The sequence below is a fragment of the Sphingopyxis sp. GW821-FHT12C06 genome (genome assembly GCF_058807415.1).
In genome coordinates this window covers 392,301-418,844 of sequence record NZ_JBXAQR010000001.1, presented here as the reverse complement: position 1 = coordinate 418,844, position 26,544 = coordinate 392,301, and the positions used below count along the sequence as shown (strand labels likewise).

The following is a 26,544-nucleotide window of genomic DNA, read 5'->3' as shown; positions in this document are numbered from 1 at the left end:
GGGGCGGGCCATTAGCTGACCTTGGTCCAGACCTTGGTCCGGCAGAAAACCGCAACGCAGCCCTTGAGTTCCAGCTTGTCTCTGGCGAGCAGCTTCAAATGACCGGTCGGCGCGCCATCGCCCGTTTCCGGATCATAGACCGGACCGCCCTTCCATTCACGCGGGCCACCGATGAAGCCTTTCAGCACCACCAGCCCCTTGATTTTGCGCGTACGCAGCTTGCTGTCGGAATTGCGCTCATCGCGCAAATCGGGATTGGCGCGCAGCCGGCTGGCACCGACAATCTTCCCGCATAGCGCGGCGCCGCAACGATAGATTTGCACGCGCCCCCCCTCGGTGCCCGTCGCCCAGATACCTGTGATATCGGCGGCGCTGGCGGTCGCGGGCATGGCGAGCAGGCTTGCGGCGGCGAATGCCAGAACAAACCGGCTCATGCGGCCTGACTCCGCGGCGCAGCGACCTCGAAGGCGGCGAGCGCCTTGGCAAGCAAGGGCCGGTCGTCGGCATCCCACGGGTGGAAACCGGGCCGCATATAAGCAAACATTTCCCTGAACAGCGGACGCATCAGGCCCGACCGGCCGTAAAGATAGGCCAGCAAGCCGCGCCAGGTCGCGAGGTCGTTGCGACCATCCTGTCGCAACAGGTCCGCGATGCCGCGAAACAGAACATAGTGGAAGCGTATCGAGGTCACTAACATCACCGCGCTGCGCTTGAGCCAGCGGCGGAACGGCAGCATGTCGCGGGTTGCGTGCAAATAAGTGTCATAAGCTACCGCCTTGTGCTCGACCTCCTCGATCGCATGCCATTGCCACAAACGCGCGGCCTCTTCCGTCGCCCCCTCAAGCTGGCGCGGGTCGGCCAGCAGGTCGTGCGCCAGTGTCGCGGTGAAATGTTCGAGGGCACAGGTCGCGGCGAGTTGCTGGATCGGCGAACGCTGCCTGGCCCATGCGATGGTGCGGCGGGCGCGCTCTTCCAACGGGGCGATATCGAAGCCGGCATCCTCCGCCTGACGGTTGAACACCACATGTTCGCGCGTGTGCATCGATTCCTGATAGAGGAAATCATCGATCTGGTCGCGCAGCGGCTGCGGTGCCCCGTCGCGGTAATGGCGCACGGCGGTCATGAAAAACTTCTCCCCCACCGGAAAGGTCGAGGACAGCGCATTGAAGAAGGCGGTGCGGCCAGGATCACCGCCGTGCCACCAGCGCGGCGGGGGCGTTTCGCGCCCGAACTTCAGGTCGCGCTTTTCGATTTTAAGGTCGTGCGGTGTCGGGAGAGAATGGGTCATAACATACCTCATAACGAATCAATTACATTGACATCAATGTATATATTAAAGCGACACGGAGGGCGCAAGTCGTGATTTTCATGACTTTTCAAAGCATTCCGACACCCATTTTGATACACCGTTACATTATGATTCTCGCGCGCTTTGCGCTAAAGCCGCCGAAACGGCCCGGGGGTGGGGCCGCGACAAGGAACGAAGAAAAATGAACAATCAAGCGCCACCGCGCATCAAGCGGCGCAAGCGCCTGGGCCCCGAAGTACGCGAGGAAGGCCTGGCGGCGGCACGGGGACTCTTGTTGAAAGGGGGACCCTCGGCGGTCACGCTGGCGAATATCGGCGACGAGATCGGTATGTCGCACGCCAATGTCCTGCATCACTTCGGCTCGGCGGCGAGCCTGCAATCGGCGTTAATGGGGTCGATGATCAACGACCTGACCGTCGCGCTCGATCATGTCGTCGAACTGCTCAAGACCGACGCCGCAGCGCCGCGCGCCGTTGCCGATATGGTATTCGACGCGTTTGACAAGGGCGGCGCGGGGCCCCTCGCGGCATGGATCATCCTGTCAGGCGACGTCGAGCATCTCGAACCCGTCCGCAATGCGGTGCAATCGCTGGTCGAGGCGATCGTCGGCCAGTCCACCGATGAAAATGCCCCCGAACGCATTCGCGTGGCGGTGCTGATGATGGCGGTGACCGCATTCGGCGATGCGATGATCGGGCCCTATGTGCGCGAGATGCTGGGTCAAAAGGATGATGCGATGCGCGACCTGATCGCTCGCATCCTGCCGCTGTTCCTGCTCCCGGCCGGTATTCCTCCCGCCTTATCCTGAACGAAGCAACGCCGCTGTCAGAGAAAAAAGATCCGCCCCCTCGCGCATGAAAATATGGGCGCACGAAAACGTGCGCCCATCAGTGGAACACCGCAGCCGTTCTAGCACCGGCCCCGGCGGAGAAGCGAGGTTGGGAAACAATCCGTCGCGGTGACGGAGCCGATCAATTGACGCGTTCGTGACCATGCACGGAAGGCAACAATCGAAGGTCCTTCATCCGCTGGCGGGGACGTTTCCCCTGCAGACTATATTTCCCCAATTAACATTGATGTCAAATAAAAAATTCCATGGTGCAGAAACCGCACGGGCGCGGATCGCTTGCGAACCTTGTCGCTACCGCCTCCCCTCCCCTGCCTTGCGTCGAAACCGCAATTGAAATCCCGTTTTGATGTTGGCCCTGGCGGCGTGGGCGACCTTCAACCCGCCGCCGATCCGGGCCGCCTCCTGCGATACGATGGCACCGCCGCCACTCTGCGATCCGTGACCGGGCGGCAAAGGTGACGGACGAACGCCTGCGACACGGCCCAAGCGCACAGGCTGCGGCAGCCGGCCGAAGCGAAGTGATGCTTTCGACCGCCATTTCGTTCGTCAATCGGCACACACACTTGTCAAAGGTCTGGCGCCCAACTATCCACCGCATATGTAGCCCCGGGCACCTTGGCCAGCGGACGCCGCCACCAAAGAATGTTCAGCTGAGCCCTGTTCCAGCCACTCCCTACGTCGAACAGCTCAGCATCGGGATGGGGCGCCGTACGCTTGCCATAAGCCTGGCCGTTCTGATCCCGGCGCTCCTGCTGCTTCTGCTGCTCACCTTTGGCTCGGAAATGAAACCCGAACACAGGGAGGAGCGCGTCAGCGTGGTGAGCCTCGAGGCCACCGAGATTTCGGAGGAAGCGCCCAAACCGAGCAGCGCGGAACGCGAGCAGACCAAAGAGCAGCCCGTACCGCCGCAGCCGAAAACCGAAGAGCCGCTGCCGCCAGAACCGGCCGAACCACTACCCCCGCAAGCCGCTGCGCCGAAGGCCACGCCAGCAATCCCGACGCCCAGCGAGCGGCCACCGTCGCCGGCACCTCCCCGGATCGGCGTTCGTCCGCCGGGCGGGGCGGTCTATGGGCCACCCAACACCGGCCGCTCCGCCTCCCCCGATACGGAGCGGGTGGGAACGGCTCCCAATGGCGAGCCGCTCTACGCGGCCGCCTGGTATCGCGAGCCGAGCGATAGCGAGTTGCGCGGATATTTGTCCACCGCCAGCGAGCCCGGCTGGGGACTGATTGCTTGCCGCACAGTGCCCGATTATCGGGTCGAGGATTGCGTCGGACTCGACGAGTACCCGAACGGATCGCAGATCAATCGCGCGGTGCTCGCTGCCGCATGGCAGTTCAAGGTGCGGCCTCCGCGACGCGGTGGACAGCCAATGGTGGGGGCCTGGGTCAGGATCAGGATCGACTACGGCATTCGACGACCATCAAAATAGGCGCCGGAACGCGACCCGACGCCCCGAGACGCCAAGGGTCAACGAGCCTTTGATTTCAAACGAAAATCCTGCCCCAGATATGTCCGCACCGGGTTTCCGCGCTCGAGCTGTCGATTGCGATCCCATTCTTCCTTGCGCGCATGCTGTGCGCCATCGTTGCGACGCTCCATCAGCATCAGGGCAAGCTTGATACGAGCAAGCTTGCGATTGGCGTGTTGCGACCGCTGATCCTGCGCCGTCGTCACCAGTCCGGTCGGCACATGTGTCGCCCGGACCGCGCTGTCCGTCTTGTTGACATGCTGTCCGCCGGGCCCCGACGCGCGCATCGCCTGATAGACGACGTCCTCTTCGCGCAGTTCGGTGACCTCCTCGATCGGCGGGACCAATGCTGCCCCGACGAACCAGTTGCGCCGTTTGTGACTGGGGCGGAAAGGGCTGGCCCCCACCCACAGGATGCTCCCCTCCCTCTCGCAGGCAAATTGATCGGCACCCGCACCTGAAATGCGTAGCAACAGCGAGGCCGGATTCGCCGCAAGCGGTTCGAGCAATTCGCAGCCGAGACCCGCGCTCGTCGCTTCCTTTGAAAAGATACGCGCAAGCTGGCCGACGACCCAGCGACACTCTTCCGGCCCTTGGCCGGAAGACAGATGGATGACGATTTCGGTCATGTGCGCCTCGTCTTGTAGCTGAGCAGCGGGCGCAGGCTGGCGACGACCCGGATCAGCCCCGCCTCCTCCAGATCGCGAATGACCCCGCCGATATCCTTGTACGCCTCGGGCGCTTCCTCGAAGATCAGCCGGCGATCCTCACAGATCACGCGCCCGCCAAGCGCCGTCCGTTCCAGTTCGGCCAGTCGAAATCGCTTCGATAACCGGGCATGGGCATCGTTGCGGCTCCATTTGCGCCCGGCACCATGGGCGAGCGAATGCAGCGCCTCTTCGCCTCGATCGAGGACCGGCTCCACCAGATAGCTGAAGTCGCCGCGCGAACCGGGAATCACCACCAGCCCCTTGTCGGCGGGCGCGGCCCCCTTGCGGTGGAGCCAGCCGCCTTTATGCGCCGTCACGCTGTTGTGGCAGATATCGAGCCGGCGCTCCGCGGTCAGCCCGAGCTTTTCGCAGAAGCGGCGGGCAATGATCTCGCGGTTGAGGATTGCCCATGCCGTCGCACGATCATGCGCCGCCAGATAGGTTTCTCCCGCCTCGCTCGCCGCTCCGGCTGCGGTGACTCCACCGCGCATCCAATCATCAAGGATCGCCTGCCCCAGTCCGCGCGAGCCGCTATGAACCATGAGCCAGAGAGCGTCGGCGCGAAAGCCGAGTGCCTCGAACCGTTCGGTATCGACAATCCGTTCGATACGCTGGAATTCGGCAAAATGATTGCCGCCGCCAATGGTGCCAAGCGCGGAGCCACCCGCCTCTGGCGCCAGACCGGCGTCGGATAGCGCGGCGCCCACATCGCCGTCCCATGGCTCGTCCAGTCCCCGGAGCTTCCGTTCGGCCGCATCGAGCTTGAACTTGCGGACCGCCACACCGGTTTCCCATAGCGCCATTCCGCAGCCGATATCGCTTCCGACCAGATGCGGGAAAATCATGTCGGGCGACCAGAAGGCGGCGCCGACAGCAATCCCGCGCCCGGCATGAAGGTCGGGCAATCCGACCACCCGGGCAATGCCCTTCAGCCGCGCCGTCTGTGCCAGTTGATCGAGCGCGAGCGGGTCCATCCGGCCGACGTCGGAAGTAATGATCCGGATCGGGGCCGCGGTCATGCCGCACCTTCCTTCCCGCCGATATCCTGCGGCAATTCGGCGCAATCCTTGAGGATGCCGTCCCGCGGATCGACAAAGAATTCGCGACGGCGGGACCAGCGGCGAACCTCGCCGAGCACGTCGCCCTCGAACATCCATTCGCCTTGGCGGCCGATGGAAATCCGGGTCGCGACAATGTCCTCGAGATGCGTCCTGACATGCATCTTCACCGTGCTGCCGGTATCGAGCTCAGCGCAGATTTCGCTGAACACATCGTCCCACCGGCACCCCTTCCGGCTCCGCAGGAAGCGGACGAGCGGCGCCAGATTCTCGTTCAGCATCTTGGTATAGGAGGCCTCGCTTTTTGCGTGCCGCTTCAGGCCGATAAACTTGCGATCCGGGTCGCGGCTCCTTTTCAGTTTAACGTGCGGGGCATGGCCGGCGCCCACCCGCGGCCGCTCGACGATGATCTTGAACATGTCAGACCGCATGATCCGCCTCCCCATAGCTGAGGAAAGGCTGAAAGCGGACGATCGAAAAATGGATTGTAAAATGGTCAGCGGCACCCGGACCGCGCGACCGGATCAGGCGAGCAAGCTCGCCCGAAAGGAAATTGCCCATGCAATTTGTCCCTGAATAGTCTGGAATTCGAAAAATACTGCGTTGCGGACGGATGCTGCTCGCATGATTTTCTCCTTTCCAGTTTCAGAAACGTGCCGGGATCGACGACGGACCCACTATGCTATTTGAGCAGGCAATTCAAGCCGGTGCTTCGGCGCTGTGCTCCCGGTGCCGGTGCTCGGTAGTCATCGAGCGCGACATGCGCTCGATGACCCCGCTTCCACTGCGAACACCCGGATATCAGTCCTCGCCGTTTTCCTCGAGCGCCGGCGCCACTGCGCGCGCCTTGCGGCGAGCGGGCGGAGAGGTTTCCAGTTCGGCTGGCGAACCATAGCCCGCGTCAGCGGCCCCTTTCACTAGTGCGTCCAGAGAGCCACCATCGAACCCGAGCTCCTTCATCAGGCTGTCGATCACGGGGGCCTGTGCCCGATAGGCGAGCGCTGCCGACACGGCATTGCTGGCGAGGTTGCCGCCGTCACCGGCATTCCCGCCGCTGCCGTTCGACCCACCACCGCCGTTCTGGCTGATTCCATCAACCTGAATGATCTTGATCGAATCAATCGCTTCCATCGGCTTGGCGGCTTCGCGAACGACTTCGGGAAGGACTTTCAGCAATGCCATCTTGGTCTGCAGCGAAATCTGGTTCGACGACAAGATATTTGCGGCCTCGTTGATCGCCCGCTGACCCGCGGCTTCGACCTCGAACCGCACGCGCGCAGCCTCGGCGCGCAGTTTTTCGGCGTCGGCTTCGCCCTCGGCTTCGAAGCGCAGCGCCGCAGCGCGGTTCGATGCGGCTTCCTTTTCGGCTTCAGCCTCGACCTTCACCGAAATCGCGGCGCGCTCGGCTTCTTTCGACGCCTCGATCAGCTCGATGCGCTTCAGGCGCTCGGCGACCTCGGTGTCGCGCGCGGTGATGACCTGTTCCTCGGCGGCGACCGCCTTGGCGCGGGCTTCGTCAGCCTCCCCGCGCGCCTGACTTTCATCGCGGCTCTTGTTCTGGATCAGGATCTGCTGATCCTGGCGCGCCAGTTCGATCGCCTGCTCCTGCGCGATTTCGGCCTGCTTCACCGCGCGATCGGCCTCAATCTGGGTCGAATCGACCTGCTGCTTCGCGGTAATCCGCGCTTCGTCGGCCTCGCGGCCGCGCATTGCCTGTTCACGCGCGACTTCGGACGCCTGCTCGGCGCGGCGCATCTCGACCTCACGCTCCTGTTCGAGCCGCGCAAATTCATTGTCGCGGCTGATCTCGAAGCTGCGCTTGTCGGCCTCGAGATTCTTGGTTTCGATCTGGACACGGGTATCCTGCTCGATGTCGTTGCGCGCCTTTTTGCGCATCTCGATCTGCTCGGTCAGCTTGGTCAGACCCTCGGCGTCGAAAGCGTTATTGGCATTGAAATGCTCGATCGAAGTCTGGTCGAGCCCGGTCAGCGACACCGATTCCAGTTCGAGCCCGTTCATCGACAGGTCGTTCGAACTCGCCTGCTGCACCTTTTGCACAAAGTCGGAGCGCTGTTCGTGGAGCTGGTTCATCGTCATGCCGGCGGCGACCGAGCGCAGCGCGTCGACGAACTTGCCTTCGACGAGATCCTTCAGTGCCTCGGGATTCATCGTCCGCAAGCCCAATGTCTGCGCCGCCATCGCGATCGATCCGGCATCGGGACGGACGCGGACGTAGAATTCGGCCTTCACGTCGATGCGCAGCCGGTCGAAGGTGATCAGCGCGTCGACATTCTTGCGCTCGACCGCGAGCCGGACCGTATTCATATTCACCGGCATCGTTTCGTGCAGCACCGGCAGCACCAGCGCGCCGCCGTTCATGATGACGCGCTCGCCGCGAAAACCCGTACGGACAAAGGCAATTTCCTTGGTCGCGCGATGATAAAGCCGCGTGACGATCAGTCCCAATATCAAGAGAGTGGCAAGGCCGATGCCCGCGTAAATGGCTATTTCAATCATGGACTACCCGTTGCTGTCGATTCGCGCTTCCGTCATTGGAACGCCCCCAGCGGATATTAGGGTCAGTCGAGCCGGGGTAAATAGAAATCACCCCGCGTAAAGCCTTTGAATATATCGCCTTCGAGTTTTACCAGCAGGACGCTTTCGCCGGCCTGAAAAACCTGATCGGCGCTGTCGGGTTCGACCATGATCTGATGAAACTGCCCATGCTGATCGGCCACCCGCGCCCGCGCAGGGTTCCCCACACGCGCCGTTCCGATACTGATCTCGGCATACCGACCGATAAGTTCATCGCGGTGGATGGCGGTGGTCTCAAGCGCCGGGAAAACCCGCCCGACCAGCCGCGCTGCGGCGCTGGTCGGCGGCAGCGCCGCCGCGGCCGTGAGCGGAACCATCAGCAAATTGGCGCCCGGCCCTCCAGTCAATCCAGTCATCAGTTGCTGCAGCCCCAGCCCGAGAGCACCAAAAAATGCAAGGAAGAGCACCAGCCACATCAGGAAAGGAACCCGGCCTATACCCGCCCAGGCGAGCAACGCGTCGGCAAAACCGGCGTCGCCATCAGCACCGGGATCGGCATCAACGTCGCCGGACAACCCCGCTGCCTGAACCACGCCGATCAGCAGCATCAGCAGCAGAGCGGCACTGAAGACGACATTTTCCGGAGCAAGCAATTGTTCGGTCATCAGCATTGATTGGCGGTTAAGTCATTTCTTGGCAAGCGGTCGCCGAACTGCGGGCATGGCCATTTGGTCGTCATCTGCCGTAACTATGCTCCAGTCGAGGTCGAAGCGCGCAAGATATTTCCGCAATCGATACGCCGGCTATCGCGGTATCGATGCTGACGACCTCCGCCCACGTCGATGAGCGCCGCTAACCTGCCGCGAGGCTCTTCCAGATCATGTAGACCGCCACCGCGAGTATCAGGCAGGCGAAAATGGTCGACAGGTTTCCTCTACCCGAAAGACGCCGGGCGAACTGCGTTCCGACAACTCCGCCGGCTAAGCCGCCGGCTATGAATATGCCGGCCAACCTCCAGTCGACCAGCCCGGAGGCGGCGTAGCTCAGCGCGGTGGTGAGTCCGAAGGCGGTCACCGCTACCAGGCTTGTCCCGACCGCGTTAAGGATCGGCATCCTTGTCGAGGCGACAAGCCCCGGCACGATCAGAAAACCGCCGCCGATGCCGAAAAACCCTGAAAATCCGCCCGTCCCGAGCCCGTAGCCGAGCACCACCGGCGCATTGTGGCGATTGCAGGCGGCACCTTCGATCCCGGGATTGTTCCGCCCGCGCAACATCAGTGTACCAACGGCCAGCATGAGCAACGCGAACAGAAAAAGCAGCTTCTCGCCGTCGATCGCCTTGCCGAGCGTCGCCCCCGCGAGTGCTCCAACGATGCCGCTCCCCGCATAAAGAAAACCGCAGCGCCATTTGACCGTGCCGGCGCGCGCATGCTGGGCCAGCCCGGACGCGGCGTTGGCGGCGACCGCCAGCGCGCTCGTCCCGATCGCCACATGCGGGCTCGCGACCCCGACGAGATAGACCATCAACGGGACCGCGAGGATCGATCCGCCACCGCCGACGAGCCCGAGCGTGAAACCGACGATCCCGCCCGACAGCGCGCCAAGCAGATATTGGACGGTATCGAGCGTCATCCGTTCTTGCCCAAAGGCTCCGGCGCGGCAAGCCACTCGTGGCCGCGCAGCATGCCGTGCCAATAGAGCGGTGGCAGAATCTTTTCCTTGAGCAGCCACGAAAGGCGCGAGGGCCGCGTGCCCTCGATCAGCCATTTGGGGAAGGTCGGCAGCAATTTGCCGCCATAGCCGAATTCGGCGAGTATGATCTTGCCCGCCTCCACGGTGAGCGGGCAGCTGCCATAGCCGTTATAGGCCGCCACCGGCGGCGCGCCATCAAGCGCAGCGAGCGCGTTCAGGGCGACCACGGGTGCCTGCTTGCGCGCCGCTGCCGCGGTCTTTGCATTGGTCGTCGCGGCAACGTCGCCGAGCGCGAAGACATTGGCGTGCAAAGGATGGCGCAAGGTTACCTCGTCGACCGCAATGAAGCTCGAGGGCGCGGCAAGCGGGCTTGTGGCGACAAAATCAGGCGCGACCTGCGGAGGTACGACATGGATCATATCGAAACGTTCCTCAACCCGGCGAACCGTATCGCCGCGCCTCTGCTCGAACAGCGCCACCTTCGCCGTGCCGTCGATCGACAGAAGGCGCGATTCAAGCTGCAGGTCGATGCCGTAGCGCGCGATATAGGCCGCGAGCGCCGGGACATAGGCCGCGACCCCGAACAAAGCAGGCGCAGCATTGTGGAACTGGACCTCGGCCTGGCTCAGAACACCCGCGCGCTCCCACCGATGGCACGAGAGATACATCGCCTTTTGCGGCGCGCCGGCGCATTTGATCGGCATTGGCGGCTGAGTGAACAGCGCGCGACCACCGCGGAAGCGGCGCACGAGCCGGTCGGTATATGGCGCGAGGTCATAGCGATAATTGGAGGTAACGCCGTCCGAACCGAGCGCTCTGGAAAGACCGGGGATCGCGTCCCAGTCGAGCTTGAGCCCCGGGCAGACAACGAGTACGCCATAGCCGAGTACGCGCCCGTCAGCGAGCGTTACGCTATCGTTCGCAGGGTCGAAGGATGCGGCGGCGCTCCGGATCCATTCGGCGCCCGCCGGGATGAGTCCCGACTCGTCGCGCCGCGTGACCTCGGGCGCGAAGACGCCCCCGCCGACCATCGTCCAGCCCGGCTGGTAATAATGGTCATCGCTCGGCTCGACGATCGCCAGCGACACGTTCGGACGGCGGCAGAGAATGCTTGCGGCGGCCGCTATCCCCGCACTACCGCCACCAATCACCAGAATATCGTAACGGGAAGTGCCGCCCGCCGCACCGCGCGCCGCGGCCATCGCCGCGAGTTGTTCGGAGCGCGCGCCCGAGCGGCAGTAAGCCAGCACAGGGCCCGGCAACTCAGCGAGCGCGCGTGCCATCGCGGCCGCATCGCCCTCGCCCATTGCGCCCGATACGACCGGAATGTGAAGAAAACGAAGGCCATGCGCCTCCGCAGCCGCCGCAACCATCGCCGCCGAAGGCTGACCTGCCTCTTCGTCATCAGGACGATTGCAGACGATCGAACGAAAGCCCGACGCAGCCAGCCCGGCGACGTCCGCCGGGTTGATCTGCGGTGACACACGGAGTGCCGGAGTTAAGGTCCTGATCGTCATAATATCTCCGTTTGTGGAAAGACGTCGGTGCTCACAGCCGATCCACCGGTATCTTGAGATAGACCACGCCATTATCCTCGGCGGGCGGCAGGCGACCGGCCCGCATATTGACCTGCACCGACGGCAGCAGCAGCTGCGGCATCGCGAGCCCGGCGTCGCGTGCGCGCCGACGCGCGACAAACTCCGCTTCGGAAACTCCGTCGCGCGCGTGGACGTTGGCGGCGCGCTGTTCGGCGACGCTTGTTTCCCAGCAATGCTCGCGCCGCTCAGCGGTCAGATAATCGTGACAAAGGAAAAGCGGCGTCGCGCCGGGGAGTTCGAAGATGCGGCGCAGCGACCGGAACAGCGTCTGCGCATCACCGCCCGGAAAATCAGCTCGCGCCGATCCGTAATCGGGCATGAACATCGTGTCGCCGACGAAAACGACATCGCCGATCGCATAAGCGACGCAGGCCGGCGTATGCCCCGGAACGTGGAGCACAGTCACCGGCAGCTCGCCGATCGCGAAGCGATCGCCGTCGGACCAGAGACGGTCGAAATCGGATCCGTCGCGCCGGAAGTCGGGCCCGGCGTTGAAGATATCGCCGAACACCGCCTGAACGGCGCGAATATGTTCACCGATCGCGATCGCACCGCCGAGCCTTTTCTGGAGCCAGGGCGCCGCCGAAAGATGGTCGGCATGCGCGTGCGTCTCGAGAAGCCAGTCGATCGAGATGCCTACGGCGCGCACATGCTCGGCGATCGCCTCGGCCGACCCGGTCGAAGTCCGTCCCCCCGCCGCGTCATAATCGAGCACGCTGTCGATAACCGCACCGCGCATCGTGGCGGGATCATGGACAACATAGCTGATCGTCGAGGTTGCGGGATCGAAGAAGGCATGCACGGCCGCGCCGCCCTTCGGCACAGCGAGCAGCTGTGCCGTTGCTGCGGCGAGCGCGGCATCGCGGCCATACTCCGTTCCCGCTCCGGTCTCAGCGCCCGCCATGGTCCGCGCCCAGATAAATGGCGTTGAACAGCAGCTTGAAGGCGCCGTGCGTTTGCGCGCGCAGCGCGACCTCGGGACCAAAGAGTATGACCCGGCCCTTGCCGCGGTCAACCTCGACGATCGCGGCCGCACCGTCGAGCAGCTCCTGACCGTGGGCCCAGCCACTGCGCAGTCGGGGGACACCGGCAAAACGGACCGGAACCTCGACGCCCGTCGCACCCGGCTTGAGTTTCCACACCGGGCTGTCGTCGAAGAAAAGATCGACCTGCCCGGGCATGCCATAGGTGAGCGGCACCGTCCGGTTCACAGAGGCTTCGAGCAGCGCGCCCGGCACATAGAATTTGGTGCGCGGCGGGCGGGCGGTCTTGCCGTCGACCGTCTCGGCAACCGCATCCTCAACGGGCAGTTCCATCACCTGCGCGATGGCCTGCGCCGAGCCGCCCATGGCGATCAGCGAGCCCCCTGCATCAACGAAGGCCCTGAGCGCCGGAATGGATTTCTCCGCCGTCACCGAACCAAGCCATGCACGATATTCAGCAGGAATTTCTTCGGGCTTCGGCTGTTTGTCGTCGCCGCGCCCGCGGAACATACCGTCGCCGCTGGCGCGCGCGGCCTGCGGCTGGAACGCGGCATGCGGCAAAATCACGACGTCGAAATCCTTGCGCAGTTTGCCGGCGTCGAGTTGCTGCGGATAGACGATGGTGAAGGGAAATTCATGCTGGTCGAAAATCCAGCGCATCCAGCCCGTCGGCATCAGACCGCCATAGATGTCGACGAGCGCGATCCGCGGCCGCTTCATCACAGTACGATCGCCCATGGGTGCTGTCGCCACGCGCTCGACATCGACCCCAAGCTCGGCTGCTCCAGCCTCAACAATGTGCTTCGCTGTAGGACTTGCCGGCACCCAGAGTGCGCCCGGCTCGGCGGCTCCGCCCGCGACAGCGACCGGTTCGGACAGCCAGAAAAGGGGTTCCCCCGCTTTCAGAAGGCGGTTCGAAAGGATGAAGCTGTTGTTGGCGCCGTGCCCGATGAGATAGCCCGCCTTGCCGTCGCCGACCATCCGGCCCGGGCGGTTGACAAGGATGGTGCCGACGCGTGTCGATGGGACTTCAAGCGCATCGAGGACGCGTTCGAACCCGACCCCCATCTGGAAAGCGGGGGTATAGCCCGTCGCATCGGCGGGCGGGATCGGCGGGCCGCCGGGATATTCGAAATTCTCGGGATAATCCTGCGGCTCGAACATATCGAGGATGTGCGGGCGGTAAGCCTGCGCCGTGCGCACGAAATAGGTGCCCGCAGGATACTCCTTCCCGTTCGCGATGAAAGGCGCGGCGGCGCGGTCGACATCGACGCCGAGCTTGATCAGCGCGTTGAGGAAGCGGATCGCGGTCGGATAGTCGCGCTGGCCGGGATCGATCACATAAGCGCGCGCGTCGCGGTTCGCCGGATTTTTCATCACCTCGGCATAAAAGCGCGGGTCGATCGAACTGCTGCCGCGGGTGCGCGTCGCGACGGGCTTCGCACCGGTCGCCGCCGAAGCAGCGTGCATCTCGGCAATCCGCGTGGGGGTCATCGTCCAGCTGTCCTCACTGCCGCGTGAGATGCTGTTCGCACCCATGCGGTAGATGTTGAAGAGCAGCTTCTCACGGTTCGCGGCAGCATAGCTCAGCACCGCGCGGTTGATCGTCATGCTATATTCGAGAGACTGGCCGATGTGCCATTTTTGCGGCGCGATCGGCGCGGGCTGGTTGTTTCCGGGGAGCTGGCGTTCGGGGACCAGCTCGATATCGATCGGTACCGGCTTGCCGATCGTCTCGGTCAGGATGCCGATCGCATTGTGAAAATAGGAAATCGAGCGAAGATTGCCATTGTACCAGGTGTCGTAATGCGCGCCGTCGCGTGACGTGCCGCCGCGCTTGCCTTCGGAAAGAAGCCGCGACTGCATCGCCGCGCCGACTTCCTCAAGGCTTGTCATCACGAGCGGGTCAAAGTTGAAATTAAAAGGATCGCGGAACGGCGGAATGAAAACAACGGTGCCCGCAGGACCCGTCTGATGCTGATTGAGCACGACCTGCGGGCGCCAGTCGCGGAACAACACGCGCGTGATATTCTGTGTCTCCGGCATTTCGGCCATGTAGAAGTCGCGGTTGTTATCGTGGCCGACATAGGCGTGATAGAGCTTTGGCAGGCTGTCGAAACCCGCCTCGCGCTTCGCCGGATCCTTGATCCGCATATACCAGTTGGCGACCAGTTCCTGGCCGTCGGGGTTGTTGGCAACGAAGAGTATGATGACATTGTCGCGGATGCGCTTCGCCTCAGCGTCGTCGCTGTTCACCAGATCATAGACCTGCTGAATGATCGCCGAATGGGTCAGCGTTTCGCTGGCATGAATGCCGCCATCGACCCAGATCACCGCTTTGCCTTCGGCAGAGAGCGCGCGCGCCTGATCCTCGGTCAGTCCTTCAGCGCGGCCGAGCCGCTCCGAAATATCCTTATATTTGTCGAGCAGCGCAAGATTTTCGGGCGACGAGACGATCGCCATCAACTGCCGCCTTTTCTCGACCGTCGGGCCGATGTCGACAAGCCTGATCCGGTCGCTGAGTTCGGCGAGCCGTTTCCAATAGGTCGCGGTCTCGCTGTAGCTCGCGACATAGCGGTCTTCACCCATGTCGTGACCAAGGACCTCTTTCGGCGTCGGGACCGATCCCGCGATCGCGGCGCTCGTCGTCATCAGCCACGCGAAAACGGCGGCAGAAGCCAGTTTTTTCACAGGCAAGGCCCTTTTTCCGGTGATGGTGGTCGCGGCCGAGGATTGTGCGACAGGGCAGCGCATCACTTCACGTCCGCCGGGGGCGACGGCTTGACGAGCGGCTGCGATACATGGCGCGGGGTGACGAGCGTGCCGTCTTCGATCAGCCACCGGCCATCCTTGATGACATGCTCGACGCGCGTGAGATCGTCCAGATTTTCGTCGGGACGCCCATCAACGATGATGATGTCGGCCAGCTTACCGGGCTCGATGCTGCCAAGCTCGTCGCCCATGTCGAGAAGCCGGGCGTTGACGATCGTCCCCGCCTTGAGCGCGTCAGCGACCGAATAGCCGCCGCGCACGAACCATTTGAGCTCAGCGATATAGCTGTTGGGCACCATCAGGCTGGCATCGCCGATCGTGTCGGTGCCAATGCCCATGATGATCCCTGCCGCCTTCATCTTCTTGAATTCATCAAAATTGCCCTGACTCGTCATTGTGAAGCGGCGCGAGGTCGAGCCATAAAAACCGCCGGCGCGGTCGAGCAGATTCTGGTAGACCTGCAACGTCGGCACCGCGGCGATCTTCTTCTTCGCCATCTTGGTGATGGCGGCGTCCGAGCGTGGCAACGGATGCTCAATCATGTCGATGCCCGCATCGACTGCCATCTCGGTATAGATGGTTTCGCAATCGCACGTGACCTTGAGCCCGAGGAGATGCGCTTCCTCGATGGCCGCGCGCACCTCGTCGGGTGCGAAATGGCTCGCAATCTTGATGACGCTGGCGCCTTCCTTAAAGGCCTTGCGCACCATGCCCCGCCACGCGTCGGGCCCATCAACTTCCTTGGCATAGTCGGGCCCATGGCTCGGGCTGACCGGGCGCTCGGTGGCGTGACCACCGGTGCCGGTGATGATCCAGCCCGCCGCAAAGACACGCGGCGCCGGGATCATGCCCGCCGCGCTCCATTCACTCAACAGGAAGGGCGCGTTGCTCACCCCGTTGAGGTCGCGCACCGACGTGAAGCCCGATTCAAGGAAATAGCGCAGGTTCCGCTGGCCGCGCAGCGTCCCGCCGCCCTCACTCGCCTGCTCGTCGATCGGCGTCGCGCGGTCGGGATAGGTGACATGGGTGTGCATATCGATGAGCCCCGGCATCACCGTCTTGCCAGCGGCGTCGATGATCCGCGCGTCCGCGCCCCAGCCGGTCGCCTCGGGCGGCAGCACCGCTTTGATCCGGTTGCCCTGAATGACGACGGTCGCCGGACGTACGCCCCCGCTGACCGCATCGAACAGGCGACCGCCGCGAATGACGAGTTCGGGGCCCGTTTCGGCAACGGGCTTGCGCGGAATACGCACCGGATCGTCGCTCGTGCGCGCACCGGGCGCGAGGAACGGGCGTCGATCATTGGGCTGCACCAGATTATTCGCAGGCGCCTGAGCGGCGGAGGCGGCTGAAATGGCAAGGAGAGCCGCAGCGGTCGTGGCCGCAAGACCGATCCTCGCAAGGGGGGGCTGGAAGGACAGTTTCGCTTTCATGGCAGACGCCACTCCTTTGAAGTGAGGACGGGCACTTGATTTGGCCTGAAAGGCCGTCCTCGTGGGTTAAGACGCAGCGTGGCGGGACGACCCCACCAGCCATTTTGCGTTCGCGCGATTTGATCGCTGAATTCCGGCACAGCAGTAGGCGCACGGACGCCGGCGCGTCGAGCCATGCTCAGGACGCTCCGAAGAAAAGCGCCCGCATCGACCGCGCAGTCGAAGGCGGGCCGGATGCGGGGGCGTGGCGCTTCGGGCAAGCCGCGGGAAAGCGGCGTCAGTAAAAGCGCAAATTGTCGATTTCGCCCCACGCGCTCGCGCCCGCTTCGCGCTGGACGACGACGCCGACCTGCACCAGATCGTCGCCGCGCCAGGGCGTAGCACCATCGCGGCCCGACCGGGTCGCAACAAGCGCGGTAAAGGGCACCCGAAGTTCGGACCAGCCCTCCTTCGCTTCAATCATCGCAGTCCACTCGCCCGCGAGCGTGTTGACCACGATCAGGTAACGGCCCGCACCGCGCATATCGAGGCGGACGCCCGCGAACTTGCGCGCGTCGGCCGGCCGGACCGAACCGCGGCTAAGCGGAACGATAACCCCTCCCTCCGGTTTGTCCTTGAGCGACATCTGCACCGCGAAGGCAAGCGCGGAGCCACCGCCGACGTGCGTCACCCGGTTCGTGACCACCGACGAGCGTTCAACGCCGCCGTCCATGTCGGTGAGGCGCAGCGTATCGAGCGCACTGCGACCATCGGCGCGCTCAAAATCGTCGATGAGTTCGGCAGCGGGCGCGGCGGGCAGCGCGGTCGCGAGATTGCCGGCCGGGAGCTTGACGCCACCGCCATGAACGAGTTTGCCATCGACGAACACCCGGTCGATCTTGTGGACATCGCCTATCGTCTCCCAGGGCGTGCCCTCGATGAGTATGAGATCGGCGCGTTTGCCCTTTTCGATCGTGCCCCGATCGCCAAGCAGGCCAAGCGCGAGCGCACTGTTCGACGTGCCCGCGAGCAAGGCCGCTTTCGGAGTCAACCCTGCCGCGACGAGCAATTCCATTTCCTGAAGCGTCGAATAGCCATGTTTCGCGCCGCCGATGCCGGCGTCGGTGCCGACTGCGATCGGCACCCCGTCGGCGAACAGGTTGCGGACATTTTCCTCGGCAAAGCCATATTTGCGGATGCGCAGGCGCGTGGGAGCATCATCCTTGCCCCCCGGTCCGACCTCGTCCGCCTTGAGCTGATAGATGGCGAGCGTCGGGGCGTAGAAGGTGCCAGCCTTCCTGATCTGCGCGATCGCATCGGCGTCGAGCACCGCGTCCTGAATGCTGTGCGCAATCACGTCAACACCGGCCTGCGCCGCAATTTTACCGCGCTCCACCGTCACCGTATGGGTAAGTACGCGCTGGCCATGCTTGTGCGCCTCGTCGGCGAGCGCAGCGAGCGTCTCGACATTCATCGACGTTTCCTCGGGCAGCTGGCCGTAGCGCCAGCCATCGGCGAACGCCTTGATATAGTCGGGGCGATAGGGCTGGAGCGCAACGACCTCGCGCCGCGCACTCTCGGCGGTCGCGACCCATTTGGTGGTGTTGGTGTCGGCCCAGTCGGCGCCGTGCCCGCCCGGCGTGCTCATCCGCGCGACGAAATTGACGTGCGGTGCATAAATGTCGGCGAGCCAAGCGCGGCGCGGCGCAAAGGCTTCGGGTTGCTGGTGGAAGTCGTTCACCGTCGTCACGCCGCTCGCAAGATAGGCGTTCGCAATCTGGGGCAAGCTGCCGGGCGAGCCCGCAGGCGACCAATGGGTATGGACGTCGATGAAACCCGGAAGCAGTGCCTTGCCATCGGCGCGAACAATATTCGCTCCCTTGGGCACTTTCACATCGGCGCCCACAGCATCGATCCGCCCACCGCGCAGGATAACAGTTCCGCGAAACGGCTCCTTGCCCGTCGCGTCGAAAATCGTCGCACCGGTGATCGCGACGATCTGGTCGCCCGGCTCGGCAAGCACCGCCTGACTCGCCCAGCCAAGCCCGGCAGCGATCGCCGTTCCTGCCACGAGCATCTTCCGAAAACTGGCCACGCGCGTCTCCTCTGTTGCTTGAATTTCACCCTGCTCTGCTGTGACGCAGTCGCGGCACTTGTCCCCACCGCGTGGGTCGGGTCGCGCCCGCCATGTCGCAACAAAATGCGCTTGTCGACCGCGATGCTGCTGCGGAAGCGCGCCGGTCCTGCGTCTCTGCCTCCTGTACGCCCCGACCGGGGCGAAGCGGAAACGGGACAGCCATGAACAGAGCCTTCGCCTTCATTCTTATCTTCGCCATGGTCGCGGGTATCGCCGCAGGCTGGTTCGTCAATTCCCAGTTCCCCGCCGCCAGGGCGGCGGAAATCGCCGACAATCTCTCGATCCTCACCGACCTCTTCCTGCGCCTCATCAAGATGATCATCGCACCGCTCGTCTTCGCGACACTCGTCGCGGGCATCGCCCATATGGAGGATACCGCCGCGATCGGGCGCGTCGGCGCGAAGACGATGGGCTGGTTCCTCGGCGCTTCGATCATCTCGCTGTCGATCGGCCTCGTCATGGTCCACCTGCTCCAGCCCGGCACCGGGCTCGACCTGCCGACCGGCGATGCTGCCGGCGTCGTTGCGGCCGGCGACTTCTCGCTCAGGCAGTTCGTCACTCACCTTGTCCCCCAGTCGATCGTCGAGGCGATGGCGCAGAACGAGATTCTCCAGATCGTTGTCTTTTCGGTCCTCGTCGGTTCGGCGGTCGCGGCCATCGACGACAAGGCCCCCGCAGTGCTCGCCCTCGTCGAACAGGTCGCCGCGATCATGCTCAAGGTGACGGGGTATGTGATGAAGACCGCGCCCGTTGCCATCTTCGCCGCCCTCGCCTCGACCATCGCAACACAGGGCCCCGGGGTGCTCGTGACCTATGCCGGTTTCGTCAGCGGCTTCTATCTCTCGCTCGGCGTGCTCTGGCTGGTCCTCTTCCTCGCCGCGCTCGCGATCATCGGCGCACGCGCCTTCGGCCTTTTCCGCGGGATCCGAACCCCCGTCCTGCTCGCCTTTTCGACCGCCAGCTCCGAAGCCGCCTATCCCAGGACGATGGAGGTGCTCGAGAAGCTGGGCGTCAACCGGCGGATCGTCTCCTTCGTGCTGCCGCTCGGCTACAGCTTCAACCTCGACGGCTCGATGATGTATTGCACCTTCGCGGTACTCTTCATCGCACAGGCCTATGGCATCGACCTCAGCATCGGCCAGCAGATCACGATGCTCCTCCTGCTCATGGTGACGTCGAAGGGCATGGCGGGGGTTCCGCGCGCCTCGCTCGTCGTGATCTCGGCGACACTCGCCTATTTCAAGCTGCCCGAAGCCGGGCTGTTGCTGATCCTCGCGGTTGATCATCTGCTGGACATGGGGCGCTCGGCGACCAACGTCGTCGGCAACTCGGTCGCCGCCGCGGTCATCGATCGCTGGGAAGGGCGCAGCATGGCGCACGAGGCCATCGCCAGTGAACCCGCCCCTGCCGAACAGCACCCCTCTCTCGCAACCAAGGAGTGATCATGTCCAGAATCGAAAACCGCCTCGTCCGCCTCGGCATCGCGCTTCCCGAAATGTGTCCGCCCGTCGCCAACTATGTCTCGTCGACGCGTTCAGGGAATGTCGTCCAGATTTCGGGACAGCTTTCCACCGAAGCCCAAGGCGGGATCAAGGGGATTGTCGGCGCCGGTTGCAGCCTTGCCGACGGCGTCGACGCGGCGCGGCTGTGCGCAATCAACCTTGTCGCCCAGTTCAAGGCTGCGGCCGGCGGCGATCTCGATCGCGTTGCGCGCGTTCTTCGTCTCGGCGGCTATGTCCAGGCGGGGCCCGAATTCTTCAACATTCCGACCGTGATGAACGGCTGTTCGGACCTCATCGTCGATATCTTCGGCGAAGCCGGAAAACATGCCCGCTCGGCGATCGGCGTCTATCGCCTGCCCTTCAACTTTGCAGTCGAGGTCGATGCAGCCATCGAAATTGTCGATTGAAATAGTAGACAATGAAAATGGCGCTGTTATGGGCTCCCTCACATAAAATTGCCTTCCTGTGCAACGGGTTGAGACTTTCCGCCGCAGGACGGTAGGGATTCGGGCCGGAGTTGCGTCAAAGCAGGATGAGATGGGCGTCAACGATCCATCCGCTCGCATGGAGGACGACACAGGGTCGAACAAAGGGGACATCGCATGCATTTCATTCATTCACCGCTTCGCCGGGCCTTGCTGCTCGCATCTTCGTCGCTGTGCCTCGCGGGCGCTGGCACCGCATTCGCCCAGGACACGAGCCCCGAGCCCGATACAAACTCGGCCAGCGCCGCAGGCTCCGAAATCGTCGTGACGGGGAGCCGCATCGCCGGCTCGAAAATCACCGAAGCGCTACCCGTCACCGTCGTCGGCGAAAGCGAGATCGCCGCGACCGCAGCGGTCTCGGGCGACGAGCTGTTCCGATCGATCCCGCAAATGGGCGATGTATCCTTCAACAGCAGCAACGGCCAGACGAGCAGCAATTTTGCCCGCGGCGACATCGGGTCGGTCGACCTGCGCGGCCTTGGCGTGGGTAACACGCTCGTGCTTCTCAACGGCCGCCGCGTCGTCCAGCATCCAGGCAGCCAGGCCAGCGCCTCGCTCGCGCCCGTGATCACCTACAACACAAACGCAATCCCCGTTTACGGCATCCAGCGCGTCGAAGTGCTGCGCGATGGCGCGGCTGCGCTTTACGGCACCGACGCCGTCGCCGGCGTGGTCAACACCGTCCTGCGCGACAATATCAATGGCGGCAGCCTCTCGCTGCAATATGGCGGCGGCGAAGGCACGGGGCTTCGCGAATTCAACGCCTCGGGTTATCTCGGCAAGGACCTTGCGGAAAACCGCGGCAACATCTCGCTCCTGTTCAACTATACGCGGCGTACCGCGCTCACCTCGCAGGACCAGGACTTCACCGCCACCGCCGACCACCGTGACTTCGCCGGTTTTGCGGGCACGGTCTTTGCGGGCAATAATGCGCTCGACGACCGCAGCCCCCTGTCGCCCTGGGGCGATTTCACGACGGGCGTGCGCGTGCGCCGCGCAGGCGCGAACATCACCACCAACGCCGGTGTTTTCTCGATCCAGCCGACCGTGAACGGCGGCTGCTCGGCGGCGCTCGCGGGCGATATCTGCATCGACGACGGAACGCGCGCGACCACCGGTGCAGATCGCAACACCCGCTGGAATGCGCAGGCCAATTATCCGATCTCGATCTCGCCGAAGCTCGATCGCATCAACCTGTTCGCCAGCGGCCATTATGATCTCAGCGACAATGTGACGCTGTTCGGCGAGACCGGCTATTACTACGGCAAGACACGCAGCGTGCAGGACAGCGTCTTCACCATCGGCTCGATCCGGATGACGATTCCGGCGTCCAACTACTGGAATCCTTTCGGGCCCGTCACTTTTGCGAATGGCAGCGTCAATCCGAACCGCCTCGCCGGGATCGACGCGCCTGCCGCGGGGCTCCCGGTGACGATGACCAGCTATCGCTTTACCGACCTCGGGCCAACGATCGTCGATGTCACCAATCGCCAGTTCCGTGCCGTGCTCGGGCTGCGCGGAGAAGCACTGGGTTTCGACTGGGAGAGCGCTGCGGTCTATTCCGAAGCATCGGTGCGCGACGTGCAGGACGGGATCAGCGCCACCCTGCTCCAGCGAAATCTCGCGCTTTCGACTCCCGATGCCTATAATCCGTTCAACGGCGGCAATGCGGCTGACCCCACTGGTATCGATACAAGCCCAAGCAATCAGGCGGCGCTCGATGCGATCCGCATCAAATCGGTTCGCCGCGGCAAGGCCACGCTCGCGATGTGGGATTTCAAGGCCTCAAAACCCGACCTCTTCGCGCTGCCCGCCGGCAATGTCGGCATGGCGATCGGCGGCGAGCTGCGTCGCGATTCGCAGCTCGACGACCGCGACGAGCGCGTCGACGGGACGATCAAATGGACAGATACAGTCACCGGCATCATCCAGGACAGCGACCTGTTCGGGGTCAGTCCGACCCCCGATACCAAAGGGTCGCGTACCGTCTTCGCCGCCTATGCCGAACTCGCGGTCCCGCTGATCGCACCCGAAATGAATATTCCGCTGGTACGCAGCCTCGAACTGCAACTCGCCGGACGCTACGAACATTATTCGGACTTCGGCAGTATCGCGAAGCCCAAGGTCGCGGCAGCGTGGGACCTGTTCGAAGGCTGGCGCATCCGCGGCTCGTGGGCGCAGGGATTCCGTGCCCCCAATCTCGAGCAGACCAATGCCACCGTCGTCACCCGCGGCAACAGCCGGACCGACTATATCCGCTGCGAAGCCGACCTGCGCGCGGGCCGCATCAGCAGCTTCGGCAATTGCGCACAGAGTTTCGTGACGACGGGCCGTCGCGCGGGCAACCCCGACCTCAAACCCGAGACGTCGACGACCTTCACTGTCGGCACGGTGCTCCAACCGCCGATCTTCAACAGCGGCACCGTTCGCACGACCTTCACCCTCGATTATTGGCAGGTGAAACAGAAGGGCATCGTCGGCGTCTATGGCGAAGGCAATGCCCTCATCAACGACTATCTTCAGCGCCTGCAGGGTTCGACCGATTCCAATGTCGTGCGCGCCGCGCCAACCGCCGACGACATCGCGCTCTTCACAGGAACCGGCATCGCGCCAGTCGGACAGGTGCAATATGTCGATGACATCTACCGCAATCTCGAACCGCAGACGGTGCGCGGCCTCGACTTCGGCTTCAACCTGTCGGTGCGCGACACCGGCATCGGCACCTTCGATTTCAGCGCCAATGCCGCCTATCTGCTCAAATATTTCCGCGACGCATCGCCCGACATCCAGACATTGCTCGATGCGCGCGCGGCCGGAAAGATCAATATCGACACAATCATTCCCGAAGGCGGCAATCTGGTCCGGCAGGATGGCCTGCCCAAGTGGCGCGGCTCGGCCTCGCTAACGTGGAAGCTCGGCCAGTTTACCGCCGGCGGCTTCGTCAGCTATACCGGCAGCGTTCTTGACAATGATATTTCGGTGGGCGGCGAAAACCTGCTGCTGAAGGCCTATACGACGGGGAGCCTCTATCTTCAGTATGAGCTGAAGGGCGGCTTCACCAACGGCACCCAGTTGCGCGTCGGGGTGCGCAACATCACCAATGCGCAGCCCCCGCTCGATTCAAGTGCCTTCGGCTATATGGGTTCGCTCTATTCGCCCAATCCACGCTACTGGTATGCAAGCGTGAAGAAGAATTTCTAACGCATCTTCTGTCTGCCCGCCTCGCCTCCCGGCGCGGCGGGCAGATTGCCGCCCTCCCATCGTTCCGGACAAGGTGACCCCGGCGTGACACAACCATTATTCGAAAAATCCGCCCGGCCGTTCGGCCGCCGCCCGACACGCGCCGCCCTTCTCGCCGCCGGGTTCGCCGTCCTCGCCGGCTGCTCGGCGGCCACGACCTCAGCGCGCCCGACCGACACGCCGCCGCCGGCCGAGCCAGCGATCGCCGCCGCTGCGCCCTTCGCCAGCACGTATCAGCCTCGCCCCGCCCCCGACACGGCGATTGTCGGCGCATCGATCTTTACCGGAACCGGGACGCGGATCGACAAGGGCACTGTACTGATGGCCGCAGGCAAGATCATTGCGGTCGGCGCCAATGTCTCCGTCCCGGCGGGCGTCCGTATCATCGACGGCAGCGGCAAATGGGTCACGCCCGGCATCATCGACGCTCACTCACACCTCGGCGTTTTCGCCGCCCCCGGGGTCCAGGGACATGCCGACGGCAACGAGAATATCGATCCCTATACCGCGCATGTCTGGGCCGAGCATTCAGTCTGGCCGCAAGATCCCGTCTTCACCAAGGCGCGCGCGGGCGGCGTCACCAGCCTGCTCATCCTGCCCGGTTCGGCCAATTTGTTCGGCGGCCGCGGCGTCAGCGTGAAAAATGTGCCGGCAGTCACCGTCCAGCAAATGAAATTCCCCGGCGCGCCCTATACGCTCAAGATGGCGTGCGGCGAGAATCCCAAGGGCCGATACGGCAGTCGCGGGCGCGCGCCCGCGACCCGCATGGGCAATGTCGCAGGCTTTCGCCGCACCTGGATCGAGGCCGCCGAATATGGCCGCAAAGTCGACGCCTATGAAAAGAAGCGCGCGCGCGGCGAAGCCGCCGAGGCGCCCAAGCGCGACCTCGGCCTCGAAACGCTCGCGGGCGCCCTCAAGGGCGACATCCTCATCCAGAATCATTGCTACCGCGCCGATGAAATGGCGGTGATGCTCGATGTAGGCCGCGAGTTCGGTTACAGGACGCGTGCCTTCCACCATGCCGTCGAAGCCTATAAGATCGCCGATCTGCTTGTCGCCGACGACGTCTGCATCGCGACCTGGGCGACCCGCTGGGGCTTCAAGATGGAAGCCTATGACGCAATCGAGGAAAATGCCGCGATCCTGAGCAAGGCCGGCGTCTGCGTCGCGATTCATTCGGACGAACAGCGCCTGATCCAGCGCCTCAACGTCGAAAGCGCGGTTGCAATCGCCGCCGGGCGTCGCGCAGGCATCGACATTGCGCAGGAGGAGGCGATCAAGTGGATCACCATCAATCCCGCAAAGATCATGGGTATCGCCGATCGCACCGGCTCGATCGAGGCCGGCAAGATGGCGGACGTGGTGCTGTGGAGCAAGAATCCGTTCAGCGTCTATGCCATCGCCGAGAAGGTCTTCATCGATGGCGCACTGGTCCTCGACACGAGCGATCCGGCAACGCGTTACAAAAGCGATTTTGAAATCGGCCAACCGGTCGGGGAGGAATGAGATGCAACGACGGCTCCCTGCTTTACCGGCTCTCGCCCTGGCTCTCGCTGCGGTGGCCTTCCCGGCCGCGGCGCAGACTTTTGCCATCACCAACGCCCATCTTGTGACCCCCGGCCCCGTAGGCGAGGTCAAGAATGGCACAGTGATCGTTCGCGACGGCCGCATCGCTGCCGCCGGTGTGTCAATCGCGGTGCCGGCGGACATCCGCACCATCGACGCGCGCGGCGCGACGGTTACGCCGGGTCTGATCGCGGTGAACACCGCGCTCGGCCTCGTCGAGGTCAATTCGGTCGACGGGTCGGTCGACACCAAGACGCATAATTCGGGGATCAGTGCGTCATTCGACGTCCAGTACGGCCTCAACCCCGCATCGACGCTGATCCCGATCGCGCGCCTCGGCGGAGTCACCCGCGCTGTCGTCATGCCCGACTATGACGACAGCGACCAGGAACGCGAACTGCCCTTTGCAGGCAAGGCGGCGCTCATCTCGCTCGGCGAAGGCGCGAACATCCTCCACCGCCCCGGCATCGGCATGATGCTCGAACTCGGCGAAGACGGCGCCGCGCGCATCGGCGGCTCACGCGCCGCCGAATTTGTGCAATTGCGCCAGATTTTCGATCTCGTTCGTCAACCGCCCCGCGACGAATATCCCTTCGCGCTTTCGCAAGCCGACGTCGCAGCGCTGAAACCGGTGCTGGCAGGGACGATGCCGCTAATCGTCGTCGTGCACCGCGCCGCCGACATCCAGCAGGTTTTGAAGCTCGCGCGCGATTACAGGCTCAGGATCATCCTTAGTGGCGCCGAAGAGGCTTGGCGCATCGCCGGAGAGATTGCCGCAGCGAAAGTCCCCGTCCTCGTCAACCCGACCTCGAACATCCCGTCGAACTTCGACATGCTCGGGGCGTCGCTGCAAAATGCCGCGATCCTCAAGGCGGCAGGCGTCGAGATCGCGATCGGAGGCAACGACGGCGGGCATCGCGTGCGCGATATGCGTTATAATGCCGGCCTCGCCGTGTCGCGCGGCCTGCCCTACGCAGCCGGCATCGAGGCGCTAACACTCGCGCCAGCGCGCATTTTCGGGGTCGCCGACCAGCTTGGCTCGATCGCGCCCGGCAAGGCTGCCGACCTTGTGATTTGGGACGGCGATCCGCTCGAGCCCCTCACCCAGCCGACCGCCATCTTCATCGCGGGACGCGAGCAGCCACTCACGTCCCGCGCGACCGAACTCGGCAAGCGCTACACGCCGGCGCGCTGATTGGGCGGCGGCGCGCCTGTCCTGTCCC

Annotated in this window: 20 protein-coding genes; 7 read left to right on the top strand and 13 right to left on the bottom strand. The window is 63.8% G+C overall.

Features of this window, described 5'->3' with window-relative positions; genetic code table 11:
- Positions 1-11: 11 nt before the first annotated feature.
- Positions 12-434: a DUF2147 domain-containing protein gene (locus tag AC1RRJ_RS01780; protein ID WP_493119993.1), complete on the bottom strand. Its 423-nt coding sequence runs from the start codon at positions 432-434 to the stop codon at positions 12-14.
- Positions 431-1,288 carry a metal-dependent hydrolase gene (locus AC1RRJ_RS01775; protein ID WP_493119992.1) on the bottom strand — a complete coding sequence of 286 codons (858 nt, stop codon included), beginning with the start codon at positions 1,286-1,288 and terminating at the stop codon, positions 431-433. Before AC1RRJ_RS01775 ends, AC1RRJ_RS01780 begins: the two co-directional genes overlap by 4 nt.
- Before the next feature lie 202 nt (positions 1,289-1,490).
- Between AC1RRJ_RS01775 and AC1RRJ_RS01770 the strand changes: the two genes are divergently transcribed.
- Positions 1,491-2,117 carry a TetR/AcrR family transcriptional regulator gene (locus AC1RRJ_RS01770; protein ID WP_493119991.1) on the top strand — a complete coding sequence of 209 codons (627 nt, stop codon included), beginning with the start codon at positions 1,491-1,493 and terminating at the stop codon, positions 2,115-2,117.
- Positions 2,118-2,614: 497 nt separating this feature from the next.
- The gene (locus AC1RRJ_RS01765) at positions 2,615-3,592 is read left to right on the top strand and encodes a hypothetical protein (RefSeq protein ID WP_493119990.1); all 978 of its coding nucleotides are present in this window, start codon (positions 2,615-2,617) and stop codon (positions 3,590-3,592) included.
- Between the two features lie 38 nt (positions 3,593-3,630).
- Here AC1RRJ_RS01765 and prfH read toward each other — a convergent pair whose 3' ends face one another.
- The 11 genes from prfH to AC1RRJ_RS01710 form a co-directional block, all read right to left on the bottom strand.
- Complete coding sequence (gene prfH / locus AC1RRJ_RS01760) at positions 3,631-4,260, bottom strand: peptide chain release factor H (RefSeq protein ID WP_493119989.1); 630 nt, start codon at positions 4,258-4,260, stop codon at positions 3,631-3,633.
- Entirely contained in the window at positions 4,257-5,360 is a 1,104-nt protein-coding gene (locus tag AC1RRJ_RS01755) for an RNA ligase RtcB family protein (RefSeq protein WP_493119988.1), read from the bottom strand. Before AC1RRJ_RS01755 ends, prfH begins: the two co-directional genes overlap by 4 nt.
- Entirely contained in the window at positions 5,357-5,905 is a 549-nt protein-coding gene (locus AC1RRJ_RS01750) for a hypothetical protein (protein WP_493119987.1), read from the bottom strand. Before AC1RRJ_RS01750 ends, AC1RRJ_RS01755 begins: the two co-directional genes overlap by 4 nt.
- Before the next feature lie 295 nt (positions 5,906-6,200).
- A complete protein-coding gene (locus AC1RRJ_RS01745) occupies positions 6,201-7,916 on the bottom strand; it encodes a flotillin family protein (protein WP_493119986.1) in 1,716 nt (571 codons plus the stop codon).
- A 62-nt stretch (positions 7,917-7,978) separates the two neighbouring features.
- Entirely contained in the window at positions 7,979-8,605 is a 627-nt protein-coding gene (locus tag AC1RRJ_RS01740) for a YqiJ family protein (protein ID WP_493119985.1), read from the bottom strand.
- Between the two features lie 181 nt (positions 8,606-8,786).
- Positions 8,787-9,566, bottom strand: coding sequence for a sulfite exporter TauE/SafE family protein (locus tag AC1RRJ_RS01735; protein WP_493119984.1), 780 nt, complete (start codon positions 9,564-9,566; stop codon positions 8,787-8,789).
- Positions 9,563-11,143 (bottom strand): bifunctional protein tyrosine phosphatase family protein/NAD(P)/FAD-dependent oxidoreductase, encoded by a 1,581-nt coding sequence (locus tag AC1RRJ_RS01730; RefSeq protein WP_493119983.1) that lies wholly within the window; start codon positions 11,141-11,143, stop codon positions 9,563-9,565. Before AC1RRJ_RS01730 ends, AC1RRJ_RS01735 begins: the two co-directional genes overlap by 4 nt.
- 31 nt (positions 11,144-11,174) lie before the next feature.
- Positions 11,175-12,128: an MBL fold metallo-hydrolase gene (locus tag AC1RRJ_RS01725; RefSeq protein ID WP_493119982.1), complete on the bottom strand. Its 954-nt coding sequence runs from the start codon at positions 12,126-12,128 to the stop codon at positions 11,175-11,177.
- Entirely contained in the window at positions 12,115-14,898 is a 2,784-nt protein-coding gene (locus AC1RRJ_RS01720) for a M14 family metallopeptidase (protein ID WP_493119980.1), read from the bottom strand. Before AC1RRJ_RS01720 ends, AC1RRJ_RS01725 begins: the two co-directional genes overlap by 14 nt.
- Positions 14,899-14,960: 62 nt before the next feature.
- Positions 14,961-16,412, bottom strand: a complete 1,452-nt coding sequence (locus AC1RRJ_RS01715; RefSeq protein ID WP_493119979.1) for an amidohydrolase family protein — start codon at positions 16,410-16,412, stop codon at positions 14,961-14,963.
- A 277-nt stretch (positions 16,413-16,689) separates the two neighbouring features.
- On the bottom strand, positions 16,690-18,486 hold the full coding sequence (locus tag AC1RRJ_RS01710; RefSeq protein ID WP_493119978.1) for an amidohydrolase family protein: 1,797 nt from the start codon (positions 18,484-18,486) through the stop codon (positions 16,690-16,692).
- 203 nt (positions 18,487-18,689) lie between these two features.
- Here AC1RRJ_RS01710 and AC1RRJ_RS01705 point away from each other — a divergent pair, with 203 nt between their 5' ends.
- From AC1RRJ_RS01705 to AC1RRJ_RS01685, 5 genes are all read left to right on the top strand, one after another.
- Positions 18,690-19,970 (top strand): dicarboxylate/amino acid:cation symporter, encoded by a 1,281-nt coding sequence (locus AC1RRJ_RS01705; protein ID WP_493119977.1) that lies wholly within the window; start codon positions 18,690-18,692, stop codon positions 19,968-19,970.
- A 2-nt stretch (positions 19,971-19,972) separates the two neighbouring features.
- The gene (locus tag AC1RRJ_RS01700) at positions 19,973-20,437 is read left to right on the top strand and encodes a RidA family protein (RefSeq protein ID WP_493119976.1); all 465 of its coding nucleotides are present in this window, start codon (positions 19,973-19,975) and stop codon (positions 20,435-20,437) included.
- A 195-nt stretch (positions 20,438-20,632) separates the two neighbouring features.
- Complete coding sequence (locus tag AC1RRJ_RS01695; protein WP_493119974.1) at positions 20,633-23,716, top strand: TonB-dependent receptor domain-containing protein; 3,084 nt, start codon at positions 20,633-20,635, stop codon at positions 23,714-23,716.
- Between the two features lie 84 nt (positions 23,717-23,800).
- Entirely contained in the window at positions 23,801-25,261 is a 1,461-nt protein-coding gene (locus AC1RRJ_RS01690; protein WP_493119973.1) for an amidohydrolase, read from the top strand.
- Positions 25,262-25,313: 52 nt separating this feature from the next.
- Positions 25,314-26,516: an amidohydrolase family protein gene (locus tag AC1RRJ_RS01685; protein ID WP_493119972.1), complete on the top strand. Its 1,203-nt coding sequence runs from the start codon at positions 25,314-25,316 to the stop codon at positions 26,514-26,516.
- The last annotated feature ends 28 nt before the right edge of the window (positions 26,517-26,544 follow it).